20 protein-coding genes and 3 pseudogenes are annotated in these 22,404 nt (G+C 58.9%); 15 read left to right on the top strand and 8 right to left on the bottom strand.

All coding sequences use genetic code 11. The annotated features are described in order from the left end of the window. Positions 1-91: 91 nt before the first annotated feature. Positions 92-676 carry a HutD family protein gene (locus WGT02_RS29185; protein WP_024314585.1) on the bottom strand — a complete coding sequence of 195 codons (585 nt, stop codon included), beginning with the start codon at positions 674-676 and terminating at the stop codon, positions 92-94. Positions 677-720: 44 nt separating this feature from the next. Here WGT02_RS29185 and WGT02_RS29180 point away from each other — a divergent pair. Together WGT02_RS29180 and WGT02_RS29175 are read left to right on the top strand one after the other, a co-directional pair. Continuing rightward, positions 721-851, top strand: a pseudogene (locus WGT02_RS29180) (type II toxin-antitoxin system Phd/YefM family antitoxin); the annotation flags it as partial. Then, complete coding sequence (locus tag WGT02_RS29175; protein ID WP_225040219.1) at positions 825-1,052, top strand: hypothetical protein; 228 nt, start codon at positions 825-827, stop codon at positions 1,050-1,052. The pseudogene WGT02_RS29180 and the gene WGT02_RS29175, both read left to right, overlap by 27 nt. A gap of 99 nt (positions 1,053-1,151) precedes the next feature. Here WGT02_RS29175 and hutU read toward each other — a convergent pair whose 3' ends face one another. Genes hutU through hutI form a run of 4 tightly spaced genes read right to left on the bottom strand, consistent with a single transcriptional unit; the run spans position 1,152 to position 6,450 of the window. Further along, a complete protein-coding gene (gene hutU, locus WGT02_RS29170) occupies positions 1,152-2,828 on the bottom strand; it encodes a urocanate hydratase (RefSeq protein WP_024314586.1) in 1,677 nt (558 codons plus the stop codon). A 25-nt stretch (positions 2,829-2,853) separates the two neighbouring features. After that, positions 2,854-3,654 (bottom strand): N-formylglutamate deformylase, encoded by an 801-nt coding sequence (hutG, locus tag WGT02_RS29165; RefSeq protein WP_024314587.1) that lies wholly within the window; start codon positions 3,652-3,654, stop codon positions 2,854-2,856. 1 nt (position 3,655) lies between these two features. Further along, positions 3,656-5,191, bottom strand: coding sequence for a histidine ammonia-lyase (gene hutH / locus WGT02_RS29160; RefSeq protein WP_024314588.1), 1,536 nt, complete (start codon positions 5,189-5,191; stop codon positions 3,656-3,658). Next, complete coding sequence (gene hutI, locus WGT02_RS29155) at positions 5,188-6,450, bottom strand: imidazolonepropionase (RefSeq protein WP_024314589.1); 1,263 nt, start codon at positions 6,448-6,450, stop codon at positions 5,188-5,190. The genes hutH and hutI overlap by 4 nt, the downstream gene beginning before the upstream one ends. 121 nt (positions 6,451-6,571) lie before the next feature. Between hutI and WGT02_RS29150 the strand changes: the two genes are divergently transcribed. Both WGT02_RS29150 and hutC read left to right on the top strand, forming a co-directional pair. Further along, complete coding sequence (locus tag WGT02_RS29150; protein WP_024314590.1) at positions 6,572-7,933, top strand: formimidoylglutamate deiminase; 1,362 nt, start codon at positions 6,572-6,574, stop codon at positions 7,931-7,933. A 57-nt stretch (positions 7,934-7,990) separates the two neighbouring features. Next, entirely contained in the window at positions 7,991-8,713 is a 723-nt protein-coding gene (gene hutC, locus WGT02_RS29145; RefSeq protein ID WP_024314591.1) for a histidine utilization repressor, read from the top strand. A gap of 1,278 nt (positions 8,714-9,991) precedes the next feature. On the opposite strand, the gene WGT02_RS29140 is transcribed toward hutC, so the two are convergent. Then, the gene (locus WGT02_RS29140; protein WP_208246597.1) at positions 9,992-11,677 is read right to left on the bottom strand and encodes a GH32 C-terminal domain-containing protein; all 1,686 of its coding nucleotides are present in this window, start codon (positions 11,675-11,677) and stop codon (positions 9,992-9,994) included. 157 nt (positions 11,678-11,834) lie between these two features. On the opposite strand from WGT02_RS29140, the pseudogene WGT02_RS29135 reads away from it, so the two are divergent. The 4 genes and pseudogenes from WGT02_RS29135 to WGT02_RS29120 form a co-directional block, all read left to right on the top strand. After that, positions 11,835-12,209 (top strand): annotated as a pseudogene (locus tag WGT02_RS29135) (ABC transporter ATP-binding protein); the annotation flags it as partial. 208 nt (positions 12,210-12,417) lie between these two features. Next, positions 12,418-13,902 (top strand): IS21 family transposase, encoded by a 1,485-nt coding sequence (gene istA / locus WGT02_RS29130; protein WP_208244988.1) that lies wholly within the window; start codon positions 12,418-12,420, stop codon positions 13,900-13,902. Further along, positions 13,899-14,738: an IS21-like element helper ATPase IstB gene (istB, locus tag WGT02_RS29125; RefSeq protein WP_208245483.1), complete on the top strand. Its 840-nt coding sequence runs from the start codon at positions 13,899-13,901 to the stop codon at positions 14,736-14,738. Before istA ends, istB begins: the two co-directional genes overlap by 4 nt. 7 nt (positions 14,739-14,745) lie before the next feature. Beyond that, positions 14,746-14,913: pseudogene (locus tag WGT02_RS29120) on the top strand (hypothetical protein); the annotation flags it as partial. Here WGT02_RS29120 and WGT02_RS29115 read toward each other — a convergent pair. Beyond that, entirely contained in the window at positions 14,860-15,024 is a 165-nt protein-coding gene (locus tag WGT02_RS29115; protein WP_375679641.1) for a hypothetical protein, read from the bottom strand. The pseudogene WGT02_RS29120 and the gene WGT02_RS29115 sit on opposite strands and share 54 nt — an antisense overlap. Before the next feature lie 48 nt (positions 15,025-15,072). Here WGT02_RS29115 and WGT02_RS29110 point away from each other — a divergent pair, with 48 nt between their 5' ends. From WGT02_RS29110 to WGT02_RS29100, 3 genes are read left to right on the top strand one after another with little or no spacing between them, the layout of a single operon-like run. Continuing rightward, a complete protein-coding gene (locus WGT02_RS29110; RefSeq protein WP_318246578.1) occupies positions 15,073-15,573 on the top strand; it encodes a TOBE domain-containing protein in 501 nt (166 codons plus the stop codon). A gap of 13 nt (positions 15,574-15,586) precedes the next feature. Next, entirely contained in the window at positions 15,587-16,921 is a 1,335-nt protein-coding gene (locus WGT02_RS29105; protein WP_208246591.1) for a glycoside hydrolase family 172 protein, read from the top strand. A gap of 28 nt (positions 16,922-16,949) precedes the next feature. Next, positions 16,950-17,717 carry an extracellular solute-binding protein gene (locus WGT02_RS29100; RefSeq protein WP_208246588.1) on the top strand — a complete coding sequence of 256 codons (768 nt, stop codon included), beginning with the start codon at positions 16,950-16,952 and terminating at the stop codon, positions 17,715-17,717. Here the strand turns inward: WGT02_RS29100 and WGT02_RS29095 are convergent. Then, positions 17,718-18,778 (bottom strand): IS630 family transposase gene (locus WGT02_RS29095; protein ID WP_208245220.1). Its coding sequence is split into 2 segments (ribosomal slippage): positions 17,718-18,286 and positions 18,286-18,778, totalling 1,062 coding nucleotides; the frame shifts between segments, so codons are not numbered across the junction. 97 nt (positions 18,779-18,875) lie between these two features. Between WGT02_RS29095 and WGT02_RS29090 the strand changes: the two genes are divergently transcribed. Genes WGT02_RS29090 through WGT02_RS29075 form a run of 4 tightly spaced genes read left to right on the top strand, consistent with a single transcriptional unit; the run spans position 18,876 to position 22,212 of the window. Next, on the top strand, positions 18,876-19,373 hold the full coding sequence (locus tag WGT02_RS29090) for an extracellular solute-binding protein (RefSeq protein WP_225040179.1): 498 nt from the start codon (positions 18,876-18,878) through the stop codon (positions 19,371-19,373). 5 nt (positions 19,374-19,378) lie between these two features. Continuing rightward, positions 19,379-20,296 carry a carbohydrate ABC transporter permease gene (locus WGT02_RS29085; protein WP_024314596.1) on the top strand — a complete coding sequence of 306 codons (918 nt, stop codon included), beginning with the start codon at positions 19,379-19,381 and terminating at the stop codon, positions 20,294-20,296. Further along, on the top strand, positions 20,289-21,185 hold the full coding sequence (locus WGT02_RS29080; protein ID WP_157997415.1) for a carbohydrate ABC transporter permease: 897 nt from the start codon (positions 20,289-20,291) through the stop codon (positions 21,183-21,185). The genes WGT02_RS29085 and WGT02_RS29080 overlap by 8 nt, the downstream gene beginning before the upstream one ends. Continuing rightward, a complete protein-coding gene (locus WGT02_RS29075) occupies positions 21,151-22,212 on the top strand; it encodes a LacI family DNA-binding transcriptional regulator (protein ID WP_141652552.1) in 1,062 nt (353 codons plus the stop codon). Before WGT02_RS29080 ends, WGT02_RS29075 begins: the two co-directional genes overlap by 35 nt. Positions 22,213-22,404: the final 192 nt, after the last annotated feature.

Raw genomic sequence — 22,404 nt, 5'->3', positions numbered from 1 at the left:
AACCATCTATTTTATAGACTACAGTGATAATATTGTTTTGGACCTGATTTCCAGAACGCACGCTCTGGCGCCAGATCGCCGACCGCGAGGTTCAGGTGCTTTCGATGGTAATGAGATAGCAGAGCGCCCGGCCGCTCAGGACAACATCTGCACCTTCGCCACCCTCCAGCAAAAATGCATCGCCCGGCCCAAGATCGGTGCGATTGCCACCGCATTCGAGGATGACGTCGCCGCGATGGCACAACCCAACCCACGTCGTTGCATGCACTTTTAGCGTTGACGTAGCATCGACATCGATCCGCTCGACCCTATGGCGCAGGCTGGCGCGACGGCTCATGACATTCAGGTCCGTAATGGTTCCATCGGCAAGCGTTGCCGAAACCGAGACATCCGCGGGGAAGGCGAGGGGATCGCTATCCTGCGTCAGCAGCACCGGCGCGCCGCCGTCGATTGAAAGCGACATACCGTTGCCTTCCAGGATCGAAAGCGTGCGGTCGATACCGGGAAAGACGGAGAACGGCCCATCCGTCGCCACCGTTGCCATGCTGACGCGCCAGTCGAAATCCGACAGTACCGCGCCCTTGGGCGAGACCGCAATTTCGACGGTCTCACCGCCACCGTTCTTCCATGGCATACGGCGATAGGTGCTGGCTCTAAGGACGGTGGCAAGGGTCATTTTGGTTCCATCTACGTTAGTGGATTAAGTCCATCGAGGCAGCCATGCAGACCGTAAACATTCACGAAGCAAGACGCATCCGTCGCGGCTCATCGAAAAGGCTGCGAAAGGCGAGGCTTTCATCACAGCCAAGGCTGGAAAGCTCCTGGTGAAAGTCGTTCCCCTCGACGACACCGATGCCTTTCTCAGTCCCGCCAGCATCTGGGCAACCGCCATCAAGCATGCGCAGGCACGCCCAGATTTTCGCGCCGATCCCTCGATATTGAGAGAACGTCTCCTTCAAAACGGCTATATCGAGATGCCCGTCAACGAAAGCACGCACTTGCTATCGCAGCACTCCCGCCCGTTCACAAAGATCCCTTCGACCGGATTCTGATTGCCCAGTCAAAGATCGAATGCATTCCTCTGGTTACGGTCGATAAGGCTGCGCTGCAGTATCCGGGCCTCATGGGATTTTGAGGCCCGGTCCAAGGGATCAATTCCCGAGGATCGCCGGAAGGCGCAGGCCCTGTTCCTTGGCGCAGTCGATGGCGATCTCGTAGCCGGCATCGGCATGCCGCATGACGCCGGTCGCCGGGTCGTTCCAGAGAACGCGCTCCAGCCTCCTTGCTGCGTCGTCCGTGCCATCAGCGCAAACCACCATGCCGGAGTGCTGGGAGAAGCCCATGCCGACGCCGCCGCCGTGATGGAGCGACACCCAGGTCGCGCCCGACGCAGTGTTGAGGAGCGCGTTCAGGAGCGGCCAGTCGGAGACGGCATCCGAGCCATCCTTCATCGCTTCGGTTTCGCGGTTCGGCGAGGCGACCGAGCCGGAGTCGAGGTGGTCGCGGCCGATGACGACCGGGGCCTTCAGCTCGCCGTTCTTCACCATCTCGTTGAAGGCAAGCCCGAGGCGATGACGATCCCCGAGACCGACCCAGCAAATGCGCGCCGGCAGGCCCTGGAAGGAGATGCGCTCGCGTGCCATGTCCAACCAGTTGTGCAGGTGCTTGTTGTCGGGCAGCAGTTCCTTCACCTTGGCGTCGGTCTTGTAGATATCCTCCGGATCCCCCGAAAGTGCTGCCCAGCGGAAGGGACCGATGCCGCGGCAGAAGAGCGGACGAATATAGGCCGGCACGAAGCCCGGGAAAGCGAAGGCGTTTTCGAGGCCTTCATCCTTGGCCACCTGGCGGATGTTGTTGCCGTAGTCGAAGGTCGGGATGCCCATGTCCTGGAAGGCGATCATGGCCTCGACATGCTCACGCATCGAGGCGCGGGCGGCCTTCTCGACCGCCTTCGGATCGGAAACGCGCTTGTCCTTCCACTCGCCCATCGTCCAACCCTTCGGCAGGTAGCCGTTGACCGGGTCGTGCGCGGAGGTCTGGTCGGTGACCATATCGGGGCGGATGCCGCGGCGGACCATCTCGGGTAGGATCTCGGCGGTGTTACCGAGCAGGCCGACCGACTTCGCCTCGCCGTTCTTGGTCCAGCGGGCGATCATCTCCATTGCCTCGTCCAGCGTCTCCGCCTTTTCGTCGACATAGCGGGTGCGCAGACGGAAATCGATCGAGTCCGGGTTGCACTCGACGGCAAGGCACGACGCGCCGGCCATGACGGCGGCCAGCGGCTGGGCGCCGCCCATGCCGCCGAGACCGCCGGTCAGCACCCACTTGCCCTTGAGGTTGCCGCCGTAGTGCTGGCGTCCGGCCTCAACGAAGGTCTCGTAGGTGCCCTGGACGATGCCCTGCGTGCCTATATAGATCCAAGAGCCAGCCGTCATCTGGCCGTACATGGCAAGGCCCTTCTTATCCAGCTCGTTGAAGTGATCCCACGTCGCCCAGTGCGGCACGAGGTTCGAGTTGGCGATCAAGACGCGCGGCGCATCCTTATGCGTGCGGAACACGCCGACCGGCTTGCCGGACTGCACGAGCAGCGTCTCATCCTCGTTCAGCGTCTTGAGCGTCGCGGCGATGCGGTCGAAGTCGTCCCAGGTGCGGGCGGCACGACCGATGCCACCATAGACCACGAGCTCGTTCGGGTTCTCGGCGACGTCCGGGTCGAGGTTGTTCATCAGCATACGCAACGGCGCTTCGGTCATCCAGCTCTTGGCATTGAGCTCGTTGCCGCGCGGTGCGCGGATCTCGCGAATGTTGTGGCGTGGGTTTGCGGTCATGCGGGTTCCCCCTGTCGAGTGATCGTTATCGTTTCAGGCCCGGCGCGATCTGCTCGATGCGCACCAGAATGTCTTTAAGATGGACGCGAAGGCGCTCTGCCTTGGCGGTGTCGTAGGCAAAAGGCGGCGCCTCGGTTTGAAGATGCGTCGATTGCGCAAGCTCCATCTGGACGGCATGCACACCCGTTTCCGGGCGGCCATAGTGGCGCGTTGTCCAGCCGCCCTTGAAGCGACCGTTGAGCACACTGTCGTAGCCCTCGGCGGCTTCGACGACGGTGAGTGTCGCCTGCTCGATAGCGCTGTCGCAGGTCTTGCCCATGTCCGTGCCGATATTGAAATCCGGTAACTTGCCTTCGAAGAGGAAAGGAATGTGTGAGCGGATCGAGTGGCAGTCGTAGAGGATCGCCACGCCGTGGATTGCTCTCACACGCTCGATCTCGGCTGCAAGTGCGGCGTGATAAGGCGCGTGAAAGTCCCGCAGCCGCGCTGCGATGTCGGCTTCACCAGGCGCCTGCCCATCCTTCCAGATCGCCTTTCCGTCGAAATCCGTTTCCGGAATAAGACCGGTAGTGTTCTGGCCGGGATAGAGGCTGACGCCTGCTGGATCGCGGTTCGCATCGATGACGTAGCGGTGGAACGTCGCGCGCACCGTCGTTGGATCGGAAAGCAGGCCGTCATAGAGGTGATGGATATGCCAGTCGGTATCGGCAAGAATCTTGCCGTAGTCGTTCAGGCGCTCCCAGATGTCGGTGGGAACCTCGGTGCCGGTGTGCGGGAAGCCGAGGATAATGGGCGATGTGCCCTGCTTGACGTCGAAAACAGCCATGTCAGCCCTCCAGAACCGGCAAGATGCCGCGTGAGACGGATGCGTTCAGCGCGCCCGTGGCAACGAGGTCGCTTGCCGCCTTGAGGTCGTTTGCCATGTAGCGGTCAAGCTCCAGCGTCGGCACCGCATCGCGAATGGTGGTAATCGCCTTTTGCAGCTCGGGACTTGTTGTGAGCGGTGCGCGGAATTCCACACCCTGGGCCGCCGTCAGTGCTTCGATGCCGATAATGCTGAAGAGATTGTCAGTCATCTGCAGCAGCCGCCGGGCGCCGTGGCAGGCCATGGAGACGTGATCTTCCTGGTTGGCCGATGTTGGTGTCGAATCGACGGAAGCCGGATGTGACATCTGCTTGTTTTCCGACATCAGCGCCGCGGACGTGACTTCCGCGATCATCAGACCGGAGTTAAGACCGGGCTTCTTTGCCAGGAAGGCCGGCAGTCCGTAGGAGAGTGCGGGATCGACAAGCAGGGCAATGCGCCGCTGGGCGATCGCGCCGATTTCACAGACGGCAAGGGCGAGCTGGTCGGCTGCGAAGGCAACCGGTTCGGCATGGAAGTTGCCGCCCGAGACAACGGAGTTGTCCGACAGCACCAACGGGTTGTCGGTAACGGCGTTCGCCTCGATCTCCAGCGTGCGTGCGACCGAACGCAGGAGGTCCAGGCAAGCGCCATCGACCTGCGGCTGACAACGAATGCAATAGGGATCCTGGACGCGCTCGTCGCCTTCGATATGGCTCTGGCGGATAACCGAGCTTTCGAGCAACGCGCGAAGCGCGGCTGCCGTATCGATCTGGCCCCTGTGGCCACGCAGTGTGTGAATATCGGGATGGAAGGGGGCAGACGAGCCCATTGCCGCGTCCGTCGACATGGCGCCGGTGATCAGTGCCGCCTGTGCGGCCCGGTGTGCCCGGAAGAGGCCGGCGAGTGCCAGCGCCGTCGAGGTTTGCGTGCCGTTGATGAGCGCCAGGCCCTCCTTGGCAGCGAGCACGATCGGCTTCAAACCGGCTTTCGCAAGGGCTGTCGCGCCCGACAGGCGCTCGCCATCGAAGAAGGCTTCGGCTTCGCCCATCATCACGGCGGCCATATGGGCAAGTGGCGCGAGATCACCGGAGGCGCCGACGGAGCCCTTTTCCGGGATAACCGGGATCACACCTTTTTCCAGCATGCCTTCGATCAGCCGCACCAGCTCCAGCCGCACGCCCGACGCACCGCGGCCGAGCGAGACCAGCTTCAAGGCCATGATCAGGCGAACAACATTTTCGGCAAGCGGCGCGCCGACGCCGCAGCAGTGCGAAAGGATCAGATTGCGCTGCAGGGTTGCGACGTCGGCCGCGTCGATCTTGATCGAGGCGAGCTTTCCGAAGCCGGTATTGATGCCGTAGACGGGCGCGTTGCCAGCCGCGATCTCGGCGATGCGAGCAGCGGCCTTGGCGATGCCGGCATCGAAGGATGCATCGAGTTTCGCCGGCGTGCCGGTCCAGTAGATCGTCTCCAGATCCTTGAGCGAAACGGAGCCGGGATGAAGGATAATGGTCAACGGTCGATCCTTTCGCCCTTGAAGACATGTGCATGAAGCGGGTTGAAGCCGATGCGGTAGACGAGTTCAGCCAGGCTCTCGACGTCCCAGATCGCGAAATCGGCGCACTTGCCGTTCTCAAGCGTCCCGGTCTCGTCCAGCAGACCAAGGGCGCGCGCACCTTCACGCGTCGCACCGGCAATGCATTCCTCGACGGTCAGGCCGAAGAGGGTCGCAGACATGTTCATCGTCAGAAGCAGCGATGTCAGCGGCGAGGTGCCGGGATTGCAGTCGGTCGCAATGGCAATCCACGTGCCGGCCTCACGCAGTGCCTGGACGGGCGGCTTCTGCTTTTCATTGATGGCGTAGAAGGCGCCCGGCAACAAAACCGCGACCGTACCGGCCGCGGCCATGGCTGCGGCACCTTCGGCATCCAGATATTCGAGATGATCGGCAGAGAGCGCATCGTAGGAGGCGGCAAGTTTCGCGCCGCCGAGATTGGAGAGCTGCTCGGCATGCAGCTTGACTGGCAGACCGAGGGCTTCGGCCTTGTCGAAGACGCGGGCGATCTCGGCGGTCGAAAAGGCAATTCCCTCACAGAACCCATCGACGGCATCGACCAGGCCCTCGGCGTGGGCGTATTCAAGCCCCGGAATGACCACGTCGGTGATGTAGTCACCGTTGCGGCCCTTGTATTCGACCGGCGTTGCATGGGCGCCGAGATAGGAGGTGACGACGCGAACCGGGCGGACGCGCTCGAGCTGACGGGCAGCGCGCAGCATCTTCAATTCGCCGCCGACATTCAGGCCGTAGCCAGACTTGACCTCGATTGTCGTCACGCCTTCGCAAATAAGGGTATCCAGGCGGGGAAGGGCTGCTTCGACAAGGCCTTCAACCGAAAGCGCATTTGTCGCCTTGACGGAGGAGACGATGCCGCCACCGGCACGCGCAATCTCTTCATAGGTCGCGCCTTCGAGGCGCATTTCGAATTCGCGGGCGCGATTGCCGCCGTAGACGATGTGGGTGTGGCAATCGACGAGACCCGGGGTAACCCAGCGACCTTCGAGGTCCGTGATCTCTGCGCGCTCGATTGCGGACACCGGCAGTTCGGCCTCCGGGCCGACGAAGCGGATGCGGCCACCCTCGGTGACGATTGCGCCTTTGTCGACGATGCCGAGACCGCGCTTCTGCGGATCGAGTGTTGCCAGGCGCGCATTCCGCCAGAGATGCGGAGGCACGTCGCCAGGTCCCTCTTCGCTTGAAAATTTGTTCCCATTCATCAGCTTTGCGCCTTTCCTTATACGGAAACATGTATATACATAATAAACGGGTGACAAGTGGAATTTTGTGCGTCTCCATGGAAAAGAAAGATGCGCGGCGCCAAACAGGAGAAAAAGCGTTATGGCTCAGACGGCAGCGATCAGACTTCATGCGAGCGTGGCGCTCTTGCCGCAGGGTTGGCAACAGGATGTGCGCCTGACGATCGCGGACGGCCTTATCACAAACGTCGAAACAGGCGTCGCCGCTGAGGCGGCAGACGAGCATCATGATACGCTCGTCCCAGCGATAGGTAACCTGCATAGCCACGCTTTCCAGCGCGCCATGGCTGGCCTTGCCGAAGTGAGGGGCCCAGCAAACGACAGTTTCTGGAGCTGGCGGACCGTCATGTACAAGTTCGCATTGTCGATGACGCCCGACCATGTCGAGGCTGTCGCCGCCCAGCTCTACATGGAGATGCTGGAGGCCGGATTTTCCCGGGTCGGCGAGTTTCATTATTTGCACCACGACAGGGACGGCACGCCCTATGCCAATATTGCCGAACTGGCCGAGCGTATCGGCGCGGCAGCAAACACCAGCGGCATCGGCTTGACGCTGCTTCCGGTATTCTATGCCCATTCCGGATTCGGCGGTGCGGCGCCAATCGAGGGCCAGCGCCGCTTCATCAACACGCTGGACAGCTTCGCCAACCTGATGGACGGCTGCCGCAAGGTGACAGGCGCGCTTCGAGGTGCTGAGCTCGGCCTTGCCCCGCACAGCCTGCGTGCCGCAACACCCGAGGAACTGGCCAACGTCGTGCCGCTGGCCGGTGAGGGGCCGATCCATATCCACGTCGCCGAGCAGGCCAAAGAAGTCGAGGATTGCATCGCCTGGTCGCGCGCGCGCCCTGTCGAATGGTTGCTTGCCAATGCGCCCGTTGATAACCGCTGGTGCTTGATCCATGCGACGCATATGACGGACGAGGAAACACGCGGCATGGCGCGCAGCGGGGCAATCGCCGGCCTTTGCCCGATCACCGAAGCCAACCTCGGCGACGGCACCTTCCAGGCGCCACTCTTCATCGAAGAAGGCGGCCGTTTCGGCGTCGGCTCAGATTCCAACGTGCAAATCTCGCTTCCAGGCGAACTGCGCCAACTCGAATACTCCGAGCGTCTGGCGCTAGGGGCCCGCAATGTCCTTGCCACATCAGGCGGTTCGACCGCGCGCAGCCTTTTTGATCATGCGATCACCGGTGGCGGCGCCGCGCTGAAGGCGCCGGCGGGCATCGCAGTCGGCCATCACGCGGATCTCATCTCGCTCGACACGACAGTCGTGCCCTACCTTTCGGGCGACCAGTTGCTCGATCACTGGATCTTTGCCGGTGGCGTTGCCGTCGACAGCGTCTGGGCGCTCGGCCGCAAGCAAGTGGAAGGCGGCCGCCACGTGGCGCGCGATGCGATCAACCGCCGGTTCCTGAAGGCGATGGGCGAGCTTCTTTCGGCATAGGGCTTTCCAGGTCGCGACATTCACATTAGAGCGGGAGGAATTAACCGGAGCGTGACGATGAACCAAAGCAAGGATACAACCTTGCACCAGCGGATCGTGAGCGACATCGAAGGCCGCATCGTCTCGGGCGAGTGGCCGCCGGGTCATCGCATCCCGTTCGAAGTGGATCTCTCCAAGGAATACGACTGTTCGCGTATGACCGTGAACAAGGCGCTGACCCAGCTCGCCAAGGCGGGCCTCATCGAGCGCCGCAAGAAGTCCGGCAGCTTCGTCACGCAGCCGCAGGCGCAATCGGCCGTTCTTGAGATCCACGACATCAGGGCTGAGGTACAGTCACTCAATCTTGCCTATTCCTTCGCCGTGTCGAGACGCGAGCAACGCAAGGCGAAGCCCGACGACATCAGACGCCTCGATGTCGCGCCAGGATCTTCAGTTGTCGATTTGGCCTGCATCCATCAGGCAGGCGGACGACCGTTCTGCCTGGAGGAACGGCTAATCAGCCTGTCCACCGTACCCGAGGCGGCCGACGCCAATTTCTCAGAAACGGCGCCTGGCGCCTGGCTGATCAATCAGATCCCCTGGAGCAGCGCCGAGCACCGCATCCAAGCCGTCTCGGCCGGTTCGGACGAGGCCGCCGCCCTCGACATCCCGCGCAACACCGCCTGCCTGGTCGTCGAGCGCCGCACCTGGAGCAATGTCGGGCCGGTCACGCATGTGCGCTTCACCTATCCCGGCGACCGGCACGCGCTGGTGGCGCGCTTCACCCCCGCGTCGCAATAGCGGTCCTTGGCTTATCGGGCGGTCCAACTCACAAATCCGGTTCGCTCCCACATCCTGCCGCCGATCTGGGTGACATGGACATGATCTAGCTGGTGAACTCCACCACGAAACTTTAACGAAAGGCGTCTCGTTCTGGGAAAGAGAGGGCGCGCGAGGTCCGGATGCGGGAAGGCCCGAAAAGAACGCGCGTCATCGACATTCTCGGAGGCTACTTTGCAGATATCTCAATGGTCAAGGATGACTTTCGGTCGCTAGCAGGCGGCGTCGGTCGAAAAGGTGGAGGCCTCGACTGTAACCGGGTTGTCGGTCCTTAAGCTTCGGCCGGTCCACACCCACCAGCTTGCGTCGGGAGGGAGGTGTGCGGCCGACGCCAGCCCTTCATATGCAGCGGGTTCGGACGACGAGACATGCGCCTCGCGGCGATGCTGATCGGTTGATTTACACATAGATATTCGCTTGGTGCATAGCGCATGGCTGACTTGCGCAAAATCGCATTCATTTTAGGCGAAATTCGAGTATCGTCTGTCGCAAGCTGCCAAACAAGGAGCCTTGAGACGAACTGAGATGCGGGCGTCCTTCCGTTCCTCCCGATGGGCGCTCGCGGGATGGTCATCCCCCATCAATGTGCGTGAGTGAAATGGCAGCCCCAAGCCTTAAAGCGCGATGAGGACGCTGCGAGCAGCAACGCGAGATTCACGAAGGGAATAACCTTGAGACAGGACGACCTTCAGCCGCTGCCAACTGGCGCTATTCTTGTGGTCGAGCCCGACGGCGATCTTTGTTCTCGCGTGTCCAGCCAAATTATATGCGCTGGCCTCTCTTCTATTTCTGCAACAAACGCCGAACAGGCCCTTACCGTCCTCGGCCAGCGAACCGATATCGCGCTCGTGTTCACGGCTGTAAACATGCCCGATGCCCGGTCCACTTGACGGCGTTGCGCTCGCTCTGCGCATTCATCGCGAGCGACCCGATCTAGCTATCGTCACAACATCAGCGGACGTAAGTCTGCGGCAGTCCTCGCTTCCCCGACGCTGTCGTTTCCTCAAGAAGCCCTATGAGCCCGAAGAAGCAATTAGATGCTTCAGGTTTCTGTTGGAACTAGAGGCGACATGATGGCCTTCGCAATACGAACGAAGGCCCGCTCAAATCACCGAACGATCTTAACCGTGATCCCCACGGGATGGGCACAGCATGAGCCTCATCACCAAGTCTTGAACTCCGCGTCCAGCCTGTGCCGGCGCGCCATTAGCGAACGGTGCCTGTGCACCACCTAAGCGATCACCCGGATTTGCGCTCGTAAACCTCGACGACGCCAGAGGAAATGACTGTGACTTCGTCGGGTTGGATGTTCTGATAGTTGCGCCGGGTACCGCAAACCGCACCGTCTTCTGCGAACACTTCAACAATCCCAGCGTCATGAATGATGCGCAAATTGCTGTCGGTGGCAATATCGTTGCGGTAATGGATTGAGCCATTGTCTTGAGGCAGGATGATCGAGAGAATGCCAGCCTCCACACTTACATCAAAGGCGGGCGAGCCTCCAGACGTTGCTTTGACGCGCGCTCCCTCAAGTTGTCCGTTGATTCTAATCTCAAATGGCGTACCGCTGAGCGCAAAGGCACCACTCGATCTGCCGGGGATAACAGTGCTGCCATAAGCGGCGTCGAATTCCGAGACCGGCAGCATCGTCAGGCGATTGCGTTCGTCCAGCCCGATTTCGCGAGGGAGAGCCAGCTCGCCGCTATATACGGAATTTCCGGGCTTTCGGGTTTCCCAGTTGAACACCCATGCCATAGCGAGCTGCCTTTCACCCGCCCTGAAGCTCTGCATCGCATAAAAATCGCTGCCGAAGTCGAGAAGTTGCAGCTGATCGGAGATGGGACGAAAGCAGTCATTCTCGAAGTCGCCGACAAGGGCGTAGAGCAAGTTGTGCCGTCCCGTGCCTGGTTCTGTATATCCGACAAAGCCCATTACCAGTGCCCACCGACCTTCGAGAGGGAAGAAATCCGGGCATTCCACGGCCCGCGCACCGCACTCCTGAAAATGTGCGGGCGCGTGGTAAAGCGGACCAATGTAGTTCCATGAAATACCATCGGGCGAACCGTAGAGTAGCACGGCAGGGCAGCCGTCGATGGACGCGCCAAGCACCATGCGAAACGCGTCTGCGGCATCATCCCACCAGACCTTCGGGTCGCGAAAATCGTGCTGCACGCCAGGTGGACGCTTTTCGAGGATTTCAGTTATGGTCTCGGCCTTTACCAAGCCACGACCGGGTACGGCGATCTTCTGAACCTCACGATATCCCTCAAACAGATCGTAGGCGGGCAGTCGCTCGGTGTAGTAAAGCTTCAGGCTGCCATCGCGGTCAAAAAACGCATTGCCCGAGAACGCGCCTCCGGTCGCCCCAAGCCGCCAAAGGTTTTGTTCGGGGTGGAGAAAGACCGGCAGATGTGTCCAGTGGAAGAGATCCTTGCTGCTTGCATGACCCCAATGCATTGGACCCCAGTCAGTGCCGGCCGGATGAAACTGGTAGAACAGATGCCATGTGTCGCCAATTATGCACAGACCGTTGGGGTCGTTCATCCAGTTCCTGATCGGGGAGAAGTGCAGCTTCGGCCGGGCAGGATCGCTGCTGCACCAGGCATCGGTTTCGAACCCGGTCATCCTTGAAAGCTGCTCGCCGAACGTCCAGATCGTGATACCCGTCTCCGCGACCGTTTCGGGCACGTAGCTGTATGCCCATGTGAACTCCGTAGTTCGCGGATCCCAACTGACCATTACCTCACAGGTCTCCCTGTGGTGGTAGCTGTAGTACTCCGGATGCTGCGAGAAGCAATCCATCGCCCAGAGGATCTTGCCATCCTTTTCAATCTGGAACTCGCGGGGTTGGTCGGAGTTCTCGATGGCCTTGGCCCAGAACTCGAGTCGGGTCCCGGTGTCCAGTTCAATACGGCAACTCTGCATTCGTTTTTCCTCCAAAGCGGCTCAATCGTCCTCGCATCCCTTCCAGATAGCATTACTTGATGTCGACGTCGACATTGCCTGTTGACAATAATGTCGACGTCGACATAGTGTCGCATCACGAAGCGATACAGGATGCGCTCTATGGGAGGGGACGCTGATGGCGCGGCTTACGCTGCATGAGATTCGAAAGTCATACGGTGCCGTCGAAGTGATCAAAGGGATCAATCTTGACGTGCCTGATGGTGAATTCGTTGTATTCGTCGGCCCCTCCGGGTGCGGAAAGTCCACGTTGCTGCGCATGGTCGCCGGGCTCGAGACCATCACCGGCGGTGAACTCGCGCTGGACGGGCGCGCGATGACCACTGCCAGTCCCTTCGAAAGGGGCGTCGCAATGGTTTTTCAAAGCTACGCGCTCTACCCTCACATGACAGTCGCGCAGAACCTGAGCTACGGCCTGCGTGTTGCCGGGACCCCTCGGGCTAGCATTGATCTGCGAGTACAAGAGGTCGCGCGGTCCTTGCAGATTGGTGCGGCGCGACAATCAGGATGAGAATGCGCGTCAATCAAGATGAGAATCTGTCAGCGCTGCTGGAACGTAGGGAGGGCGTAGCCCGACCGGAGTTCCAGCAGCGCTGATGGCGAGATTTTTCGGCTCGTTTGTGTATCGCGGCCGGCCCAGTATCGAGGTGTATTCCTGAGAGGAGCACCGATTGCCGGGTCGCCATGTAAACGATCATCAAATGAGGCTTTTTATGAAGTTGCGTCAGACGCATTCGGTCACTGTTGCGGCCGCCAAATCCTCCATAAGCGTTGCCACAGCCTACCGCCTTGATAGCGATGCCAGGCTACCATCCCAAAAGAAGCCGGCCCGTGAACGGCGGCGTCCCGATCCACTCGTCGACATCTTCGACGCCGAAGTTGTGCCGATCCTGAAGTCCTCGCCAGGTATTCGATCTGTGGCCCTCTACGAGGAGATGCTGCGGCGTCATCCGGAACTCGGACAGGGAATTCGGCGGACTCTGGAGAGGCGGATCAGTGCATGGCGGTCAATACATGGCCAAGAACAGGAGGTTATCTTTCGGCAGGTTCATGAGCCAGGCAGGCTTGGACTATCCGACTTCACCGATATGGGCAGCATTGGCGTTCGCGTCGCCGCTGCGCCGCTTGATCATCTTCTTTATCACTTTCGTCTTGTCTGGTCCGGCTTTGAGCATGCGCACGTCATCTTGGGCGGAGAGAGCTTTGTCGCCCTGGCGGAAGGTTTGCAGAATGCTTTGTGGTCGGTGGGTGGGGCACCATTGAACCACCGAACGGATAGCCTCTCTGCTGCTTTCCGCAATCTCGACAACGACGCAAAGCGGGATTTGACGCAACGCTACGAGCAGCTCTGCGAGCACTACCTGATGACGCCGACGCGCAACAACAAGGGTATCGCCCATGAGAACGGCTCGATCGAAAGCTCCCATGGCCATCTCAAGAGTGCGATTAAAGACGCACTCTTGATGCGAGGTTCAAATGATTTCGACGACCTCGACAGCTATCGCAGCTTCATCGATGAGATTATCGGCCGTCGCAATGCGCTGAAGGGCAAGCGAACCGATGTGGAACGAACGCATCTGCAACGTTTGCCCGAAAGACGAACGACCGATTTCGAGGAGATCGTTCTGCGTGTCGCGCGCACCGGGGGCTTCACACTGCGTAAAGTCTTCTACACAGTTCCTTCCCGACTGATCGGACACACGCTGCGCATTCGCCTTTTCGACGATCGCCTTGATCTGTTTGTCGGCGGAACACCATTGATGACACTGCCCCGAGGGCGCGCTCACTCCAGTGGCAAGCATAGTCAGATCGTCGACTATCGGCATGTCATTCATTCGCTGCGCCGCAAACCCATGGCTCTGCTCGGCCTTGTTTATCGCGATCAGCTCTTTCCACGGCAATCGTATCGGCAGACCTTCGACCTCTTGATTGAACGGATGCCAGAGAAGCAGGCGTGTAAGTTGATGGTCGAGCTCCTCGCACTTGCGCATGACCGCGGCTGCGAGGCTGAACTCGCCGACCAACTTCAGCTCAGTCTCGACGCCGGTAAACTGCCGAACATGCAGCGCCTGAACGCACTGTTCGCTCCCGATCCGGCCGCGATACCCGGTGTCGTCGTCCAACTGGCTCCTCTTTCCAGCTACGAAGTTCTGCTCGCATCGAACGAGATGGGAGATGCAGCATGAAGAATAGCAGCTCCGTCGACGCCGCACGCCTTTCCCTGCTGCTCAATGAACTCCGCCTGCCAGCGATCAAAGTTCTGTGGCCGCAATTTGCTGAACAGGCCGACAAGGAAGGCTGGCCAGCAGCGCGCTTCCTTGCGGCCATCGCCGAGCACGAGCTCTCGGAACGAGACCGGCGCAGGATTGAACGTCATCTCGCTGAGGCAAGACTGCCGCCCGGCAAGACCATTGACAGCTTCGACTTCGATGCCGTGCCAATGATCTCGAAAGCCCAGGTCATGGCGATCACCGCTGGCGACGCATGGATCGCTAAGGGCGCTAATGTCCTGATGTTCGGCCCACCAGGCGGAGGCAAGAGTCATTTGGCGGCCGCCATCGGGCTGGCACTTGTCGAAAATGGTTGGCGGGTTCTCTTCACGCGCACGACGGAACTTGTTCAAAAGCTTCAGGTCGCTCGCCGCGAACTTCAACTGGAATCCGCGATCAACAAGCTCGAAAGATTCGATCTGCTCATTCTCGATGATCTTGCTTACGTCACCAAGGATCAGGCCGAAACAAGCGTTCTGTTTGAACTGATCTCCGCGCGATACGAGCGTAAATCCATGCTGATTACGGCAAACCAGCCGTTTGGAGAATGGAACCGTGTATTCCCGGATCCGGCGATGACGCTCGCCGCGGTGGACCGGCTTGTTCATCACGCAACGATCTTCGAGATGAACGTCGAAAGTTACAGGCGTCGCTCTGCCATGGAGGCAAAACGCCAACGTGGAAGACCGTCCTCCTACGCGACAATCAACAACACAAACGAGATTGTCGCGGAGCGTCAATCAGACCAATGAATGACGCTTGCGAGCGTCAATCAAACAGATAAACTCACCCAGCCAGCGACACACGGGATTCTCATCCAGATTGTCGCGCGCCTCTCATCCAGATCGCCGCGCTATACAGATTGGGCACCTTCTAGGTCGCCATCCGAAGGACCTCTCCGGCGGGCAGCGGCAGCGTGTCGCCATAGGTCGCGCGATCGTGCGCGAACCCAGAATATTCCTGTTCGATGAACCGCTTTCCAATCTTGATGCCGCGCTGCGTGTCCAAACCCGGATCGAGATCGCCAGACTTCAACAACGATTGAAGTCAACGACCATCTACGTGACGCACGATCAGACAGAAGCGATGACGCTCGCCGACAGGATCGTCGTACTGAACGCGGGCCGCATTGAGCAGGTCGGAACGCCCCTTGAACTCTACGGGAACCCGCAGAACATGTTCGTTGCCGGATCTATCGGCTCTCCAAAAATGAATTTTCTAAAAGTTCACGCCCGAGGAACCGAGGCCGGCGCAGAAATCCGGACAAGCCGGCACCTGGGCACGATCCCCTTCCACGTCCGAGGGGAGGCGGATCTAACGCTGGGAATCCGACCCGAAGACCTCATGCTCACGACCGACGGATCAGGGCCTTTGTCATTCCGACTCGACATCGAAGAGCACCTGGGGGAGTTCCGGCTTCTTTATCTTACTGCCGAGGATGGCAGTCCCGTCATCGCGAAGACCACGCTGCAGGACCGCTTCGCTGAGGGCGACGTCCTCCGTTTCACGTTCGACCCCGCAACAGCCCATCTCTTCGATGCGCAAGAGCGGCGTCTCGCCAACTTTAACAACAAAGTTGCTGCCTGAAAGGACGCACTAGATGAGTAATCCAGGTCATTCCATGCTTGCCGATCTGACCAGAACGAAGAGGGCCCGGACCCGCCGGCTCTCGAGTTGGGACCAGGAAGGGCGAAATCAGGACTATTGGCTGATCGGCCCCGGTGAAACGGTAACCCTTGCCGACATAACTGGGCCGGGGTGCATTACCCATATCTGGACAACCCAGTTCTGCCGCCGCACGCTCGGCCCAAGTGTAATCGATCCGGTGTTGGGGCAGTACATTGCCCCAGTCAACGAGATCCACAATGCGCTGGGCGTGACCTGGGAAGAAGCTGACCCGCACTATTACCGAAAGGTTCTGGTGCGGATCACCTGGGACAATGCGGATCGTCCAGCCGTCCTCGTGCCGCTTGGCGACTTTTTCGGCGTTGGCCATTCAATGCCAGTGAGCTTCTCTTCCCTTCCGCTGTCGGTGTCGGCAAAGCCCGAAGAAAGCTACGTCCACGGCGGATCCGCATCGTTCAACAGCTACTTCCAGATGCCGTTTAACAAACGCGCTGTGATCGAACTCATCAACGAAAACGACGTGCCATACGGCCAGTACTTCTATGTCGACTACGAACTTTACGACCAGCCACTCGACGAGGATATCGCATACTTTCATGCAACGTGGCGGCGTGAGAACCCTTGCGACGGCTGGGGACCGCAGATCCAGACGAACTCGCCGGAGGCGAATACTGTCAACCTTGACGGCAAGGGGAACTACACCGTGCTCGAAACGCAGGGCCGCGGACAATATGTCGGATGCCTACTTTCAGTCGCCCATTTCCAGGGTAGCTGGTGGGGCGAAGGCGACGACATGATCTGGATCGACGATGATCCCGAGTGGCCTCCTTCCATTCACGGCACGGGTACGGAGGACTACTTCAATCATGCTTGGGGAATGCAGGACAAGAAGGATCTCTATAATGGAGCGCCGATCCATGAGAGCATCGTGCCGGGCTACGCGGTGTCCTACCGCTTTCATCTGACGGATCCGGTGCGCTTCGACAAGAAGATCAAGGTCACGATCGAACACGGCCATAATAATCATCTCAGCGACGACTGGGCCTCCACAGCGTACTGGTACCAGACGCTCCCGTCGCCCAAGTTGTCGGTGCCCACGCTAGAGGACCGAATTCCGACACCGCCTGGACGACGCAAGCCCATGGCCGTAGCTCGAGAGACGCTGACCGAGGAACAGAAGGCGATGGTCGATCGATCCGCCGTACGCCTCGAGGAGTATCTCCACCTGCGGAACCTGGAAATCCAAAAGAAGCTTGATCGTACCCGCAAGCGTGAGGCTTCCAACAAGGAATTCGGAAGACTCAAATAGTATCCACTGACGGAGGGAGGACACTGTCATGCAAATATCGAGACGTCGACTGCTTCAGACTTCGGCTATTTCCGCGGCGATCGTGACGTTGCCGCAATGGGCTCTTGCGCAAAGCCAGACCCTGACCACCTACAACTGGGGAACGCCGGAGGAGGGGGCCGCATATGCCAAGGCTTTTGCTCGCTTCAGCTCCCAATTTCCCGACGTAAAGGTGATCGACAACCTGATCCCGCTGACGACCTGGTCCGACTACGCGGACGGCCTCGTCACCCAGATAGCCGGAGGAAACGTTCCTGACATCATCAATATCGCCATTGAAGGCGTTCGGCTCGCGGTAAGCCGCGGCTTGCTGGAGCCACTCGACGACTACATTGCCGCCAGCCCGAAGGCGCAGGAACTCCTGGCGAAGATCCCGAAAGAGTTGAAAGATGCGCTGACGGTCGACGGCAAGCTTTACGAGATACCAAACGGTTGGCAGTGTATGGTCATCTACTACAATAAGCTCATCTTCGATGCCGCGGGAGTTAAATATCCCAGGGAAGATTGGACTTGGGACGACTTCTTGGAAACGAGCAAAGCACTAACCTCGGGAGAGGGTGCCAAGAAAGTCTACGGCTACGGTATGCCCTGGTTTAACTTCGCGCACTACCCGTGGTTTCTGACCAACGGTACATACCCGATCAGTAAGGACGGATCAGCGTCCAATCTCACGGATCCGAAACTGATAGAAGCGACCACGTTCCTGCATGATCTCGTGCATGTCCACAAGGTCTCGCCTGATACCAACGAGCGCTAATCAAAACCGGTGCGCCCAGTCACGCATTCCAATCGACATGATCTTCCACGGCTGAGCGACCAGCTTGTTCCATGCGTCGCAGCAATGGGCGACGATGTCCTCGTAATCTTTGAAGATCCGGTTGGACAACCAGTTGTCACGCAGAAATTGCCACACGTTCTCGACGGGATTTAATTCGGGCGAGCGTGGCGGCAGGAAGAGCAGTGTGATGTTGTCGGGCACATCGAGCTTCGGCGTGACATGCCACCCCGCCTGATCAACGATCAGCACGGCATGAGCGCCGTCATCGACGGCCTGGCTGATTTCGATCAAATGCTGGTTCATGGCGCTGGTGTCGCAGTAGGGAAGAACGAGACCCGCACCTTTGCCCTTCTTGGGGCAGATAGCGCCGAAGATATAGGTCCACATCGTGCGTTGATCGTGTGGTGCCGAAGGCCTTGTTCCCCTGCGTGCCCATCGCCGGGTGATCTTGTTCTTTTGGCCTATCCGAGCTTCGTCGGCCCACCAGAGCTCAATCTCGACGTTCTTCGGGAGCCTGCCTTTGATGGCTGCCAGTGTGGCGGGGAACTTTTTTTAAAACTCTCCAGGTCGCCTTCGTTCTGGGCGTAATGGCGCGGGCGGGCAGACAGCTTTGCAAAGCCGAGCGCCTTCAATTCGCGGCCAATGGTCGTTTCATCGACGGATATCCGATATTCTTGGAACAGCCATTGAGCAAGATCCTTGCGCCGCCAGCGCACAACGCCATGCACCGCCGGTATCGGGCCACTTTCGACGATCTTTGCCAAAGCCTGGCGATGCACGTCGGAAAGCTTTCCTTGATTGCCGGGTGCTTTGCCATTGATGAGCCCCGACGGGCCACGCGCATTGAAGCGAATAACCCAGTCGCGGACAATTTGCAGGGTCACGCCTCCGATCCTGGCCGCATCGCTGCGGGAATGGCCATCATAGATTTCGGCAAGGGCAAGAAGCCGCCGAGCCTGTGCCGCATCCTTCGTGCCTTTGGCCAACGCCCGAAGAGCGAAGCCGTCGAAGTCATCGCGCAGTGGAATTCCTGATGTCATCCGCAAACCTCCGTTTGCGGTATTGATTCAGAACTCAACTGATTTGGAAACCTCAAAAAGAGTCAGAGATCGCTCACGCTGGTATGACCCGATCGGATTGACCGTCTATGACAAGTTTGCAGGCGGCGCGCTCGCGATGACTTCGGCTGGACGTTGGCCTGTGCCGGGATGGGTAAAATCGGGCTTCACCTCCTTCGATGTCGTCTCGTGGCCCAAAAAGAACGGTGGGGAGACGGTCTTTGGATGCGCTGGCTGGGGCATTTCGCCGGAGTCTAAAAACAAGCAGGCGGCATTCGATGCAATTCTTGAACTGATCAGCCTCGAAACGGTGGCCGAGATCGTGGAAATCGGGCAACAGATCCCGATATACAAGGAGGCCGCTGAAAGCCCGACGTTCCGCTCCGCGCCGGCAAACGCAGCACTGTTCTACAACGTGATTGATGACATGCGTCCGGTTGCCGCTCCAACCTACTTTAGCGAACTTGACCGCATCCTCTCAAGGACCATGGACAGCATCATCACTCAGGCGGAGACGCCTGAGGATGCGCTCGCCAAGGCCGACAAGGAATTGAAGCGAGCAATCCGCAAGGGGTAACTGAAATGGCGCAGCGCCAATCCTTCACGCAAAAATGGTTCTCCCTGCAAACGCGCCAGGAAACATTTGCTGGTTTCCTCCTGATAGCCCCAGTGCTTTGCGGCTTTCTGTTTTTCATCGCTGCGCCAATGCTGAGCACGTTCTGGCTCAGCTTCCAGTATTACGACTTATTGTCCCCGCCAAAGTGGGCGGGGCTCGACAACTTTCTCTGGATGCTTGATGACGATCGCCTCCATACCGTACTTCGAAACACATTGTTCTTCGCCGTCTTCGCGGTATTGGGGAATACGGTTCTGGCAGTGGTGCTTGCGGCGATCCTTAATCAAAAGATGCCCAAGGCACTCCAGACAGTTTTCCGCGCGGCCTTCTTCTTTCCCTCACTGGTTGGCTTGGTCTTCGTCGCCGTGGTCTGGCAGTTCTTTTATCACAAGGATCTCGGCATCATTAACTACTACCTGTCGAAACTTGGGATAGGGAAGATTCCCTGGCTTTCGAGCGCCAGTACAGTTCTCTACTCCGTCATCATTCTGGATATCTGGAAGAACGTCGGCTTCGGAATGCTTATTGCTCTTGCCGGACTGCAGGGCATTTCGCCTGAATACTACGAGGCAGCGAAAATCGACAACGCCGGCAAGATACGTCAGTTCCTCGATATTACCCTGCCGCTCCTTTCCCCAACGATCCTTTTCCTCCTGGTGATGAATTCGATTGGAGCTTTCCGGGTGTTCGACTCGATTGTGGTTCTGACCAAAGGAGGTCCCGGCGACGCCTCGCGATCTATCGTCATGTACATACAGGAAGTCGGCTTCCGAGATTTGGAGATGGGCTATGCCTCTGCCGTTTCACTCTTACTCCTCGCCCTGGTCGGCATCGTTACGATCATCAACTTCGTGGCTTCGAAGTACTGGACCTTCTATGAATAACGCAGCCACGTCACGTTCCTCGCTACAAGGTGTCATCCGGACTCAGTTGGCGACTTATCTGCTGTGGGGGGTGCTTGCACTAGGCTCGCTGCTGATGGCTGCGCCGTTCATCTGGATGTTCACTGCAACGCTGTCGCCGCTGTCGGAAGCATTCACGCTACCCCCTCGGTGGTTACCGGGAAGCGACGTCACTATTGAGAGCTACCTTCGTGCAGTAAGGGACTACCCGCAGCTTATCCGGTATTTCTGGAATTCGGTTTATATCTCGACGCTGGTGACGGTCGGTTACGTCGCTGTCACGACAATGGCGGGCTACGCCTTTGCCCGCCTGGAGTTTCCGTTCAAGAAATTGCTGTTCGGGATGCTGCTCGTTTCCCTGATGGTGCCCATACAGACGATGATCGTTCCCCTATATATCATCATGCGGTCGATTGGACTCCTTGGAATGCCGGGCGCAATCATTCTGCCGGGCATGATCGGGGCTTTCGCTCCAGGGCTGTCGGGGGTTTTTGGAGTATTCCTGATGCGCCAGTTTTTCCTGACGGTCCCGAAAGACCTGATCGAAGCAGGAAAAGTTGATGGTGCCGGGCCCATCAGGATCTTTTGGACGATTGCTGCGCCCCTCGCAAAGCCGCAAATGGCCGCTCTCGCTATCATCGTTTTCACAACGACTTGGAACGACTACTTTATTCCACTGGTATTCATGCTTACGGGAAACAACCAAGTCCTTCCGCTGGCCGTTGTCGGGATCAGCGGCGGGCGCGGGGGCGAAGTGCCCGCAGCAGTCATTCTGGCTGCGGTTTCGATTTCCATACTTCCAATTTTGATCGCATTTGTGGCAATGCAGCGCTTGATTGTTGAAAGCTTCATGCGCGCCGGAGTTAAATGAGGACGCGATGGTCACCATAAAAGATATTGCTCTGCATGCGGGCGTGTCGGATCAGACTGTCAGTCGTGTGGTCCGCAATGACAAGCGTGTAGACGAACGCACGCGGGCTCGTGTCAACGAAGCCATTGACCGCCTCGGCTACGTTCCGAACCGGGCCGCCCTCATGATGCGCCAGAACAAGTCCGGTATCATCGGTGTCATGACCGATGTTATATCGACTACGCCCGACTCCACCGAGATCATCCGTGGCATTCAATCGGCAGTGGAGGGCGCTGGCTACTCGATGCTGATGGTGAATACGGGCGGCGACCTCGAGCGGACAAGGCAGTGTTGGCGCGAACTCAAGGGGCATCGTGTGGATGGTGTGATCTACGGCACCATGTTCCAACGTGGACTGGGGCCGGACGAACTTGATCCGGAGGTCAAGACGGTTCTGGTCAACTGCCACGAGCCACCAGGCCTGGAAGTGTCGAAAATCGTTCCGGGCGAGCCTCACGGCATGAGAGAAGCAATCGACGCGGCGATCGCCGAAGGTCATCGAAACTTTGGATACGTTCGTCTCAACCCGCTTATAATGGCTGCCGATATCCGGGAGGCCGCATTGCGGCTACGATTAAGTGAACATGGGTTGGCGTTACGGGACGAGTGGTGTGTTGCCGGGGTGACGGGCCCGATCTTCGGAGACAAGTTTGTGGCGTTTGAAAATGCGAGAGCATTGCTTGCAAATCTCGAACGCCCGAGCATCCTGTTTTGTGGAAACGACGAAATAGCTCTTCAGGTTTTCTGCGCCGCAAGCTCGCTGGGCATTCGCATTCCTAACGAGTTGAGCATTGTCGGCTTCGATGATTTCAAGGTTGTCACCGAAGTGATGAGGCCGAGTCTGACCACCGTCGCCTTGCCCTATTTCGAAATGGGGCAGGCAGCTGTCGCCGCCTTGGCGTCGATAATCAGCAGCGAGCCTGTTCCCCGTGTTCAGTCGGTGGCCTGCAGACTAATAAACCGTGAGTCCGTCGGAAAGGCTGGTTGATGGAATAAGCGCCGTCTCCGGAGACGATCGCGGCATCGGCGTAGAGACCACAACGAGTTCCGGCCACATAGCGCCATCGGCAACAAGGTGCGGATTTCGCTCATGAACGGCTCATCGGCCCCATGGCCGGGTTGAGCCACAACCCCGGAAAATTCCAGCTCCCGCTGGCCCAAAATCGGTTAGCACTTCAAA

Source organism: Rhizobium sp. T1470 (genome assembly GCF_042140505.1).
Classification (GTDB): Bacteria; Pseudomonadota; Alphaproteobacteria; order Rhizobiales; family Rhizobiaceae; genus Rhizobium; species Rhizobium favelukesii.
This window is presented reverse-complemented; position numbering and strand designations above follow the sequence as displayed.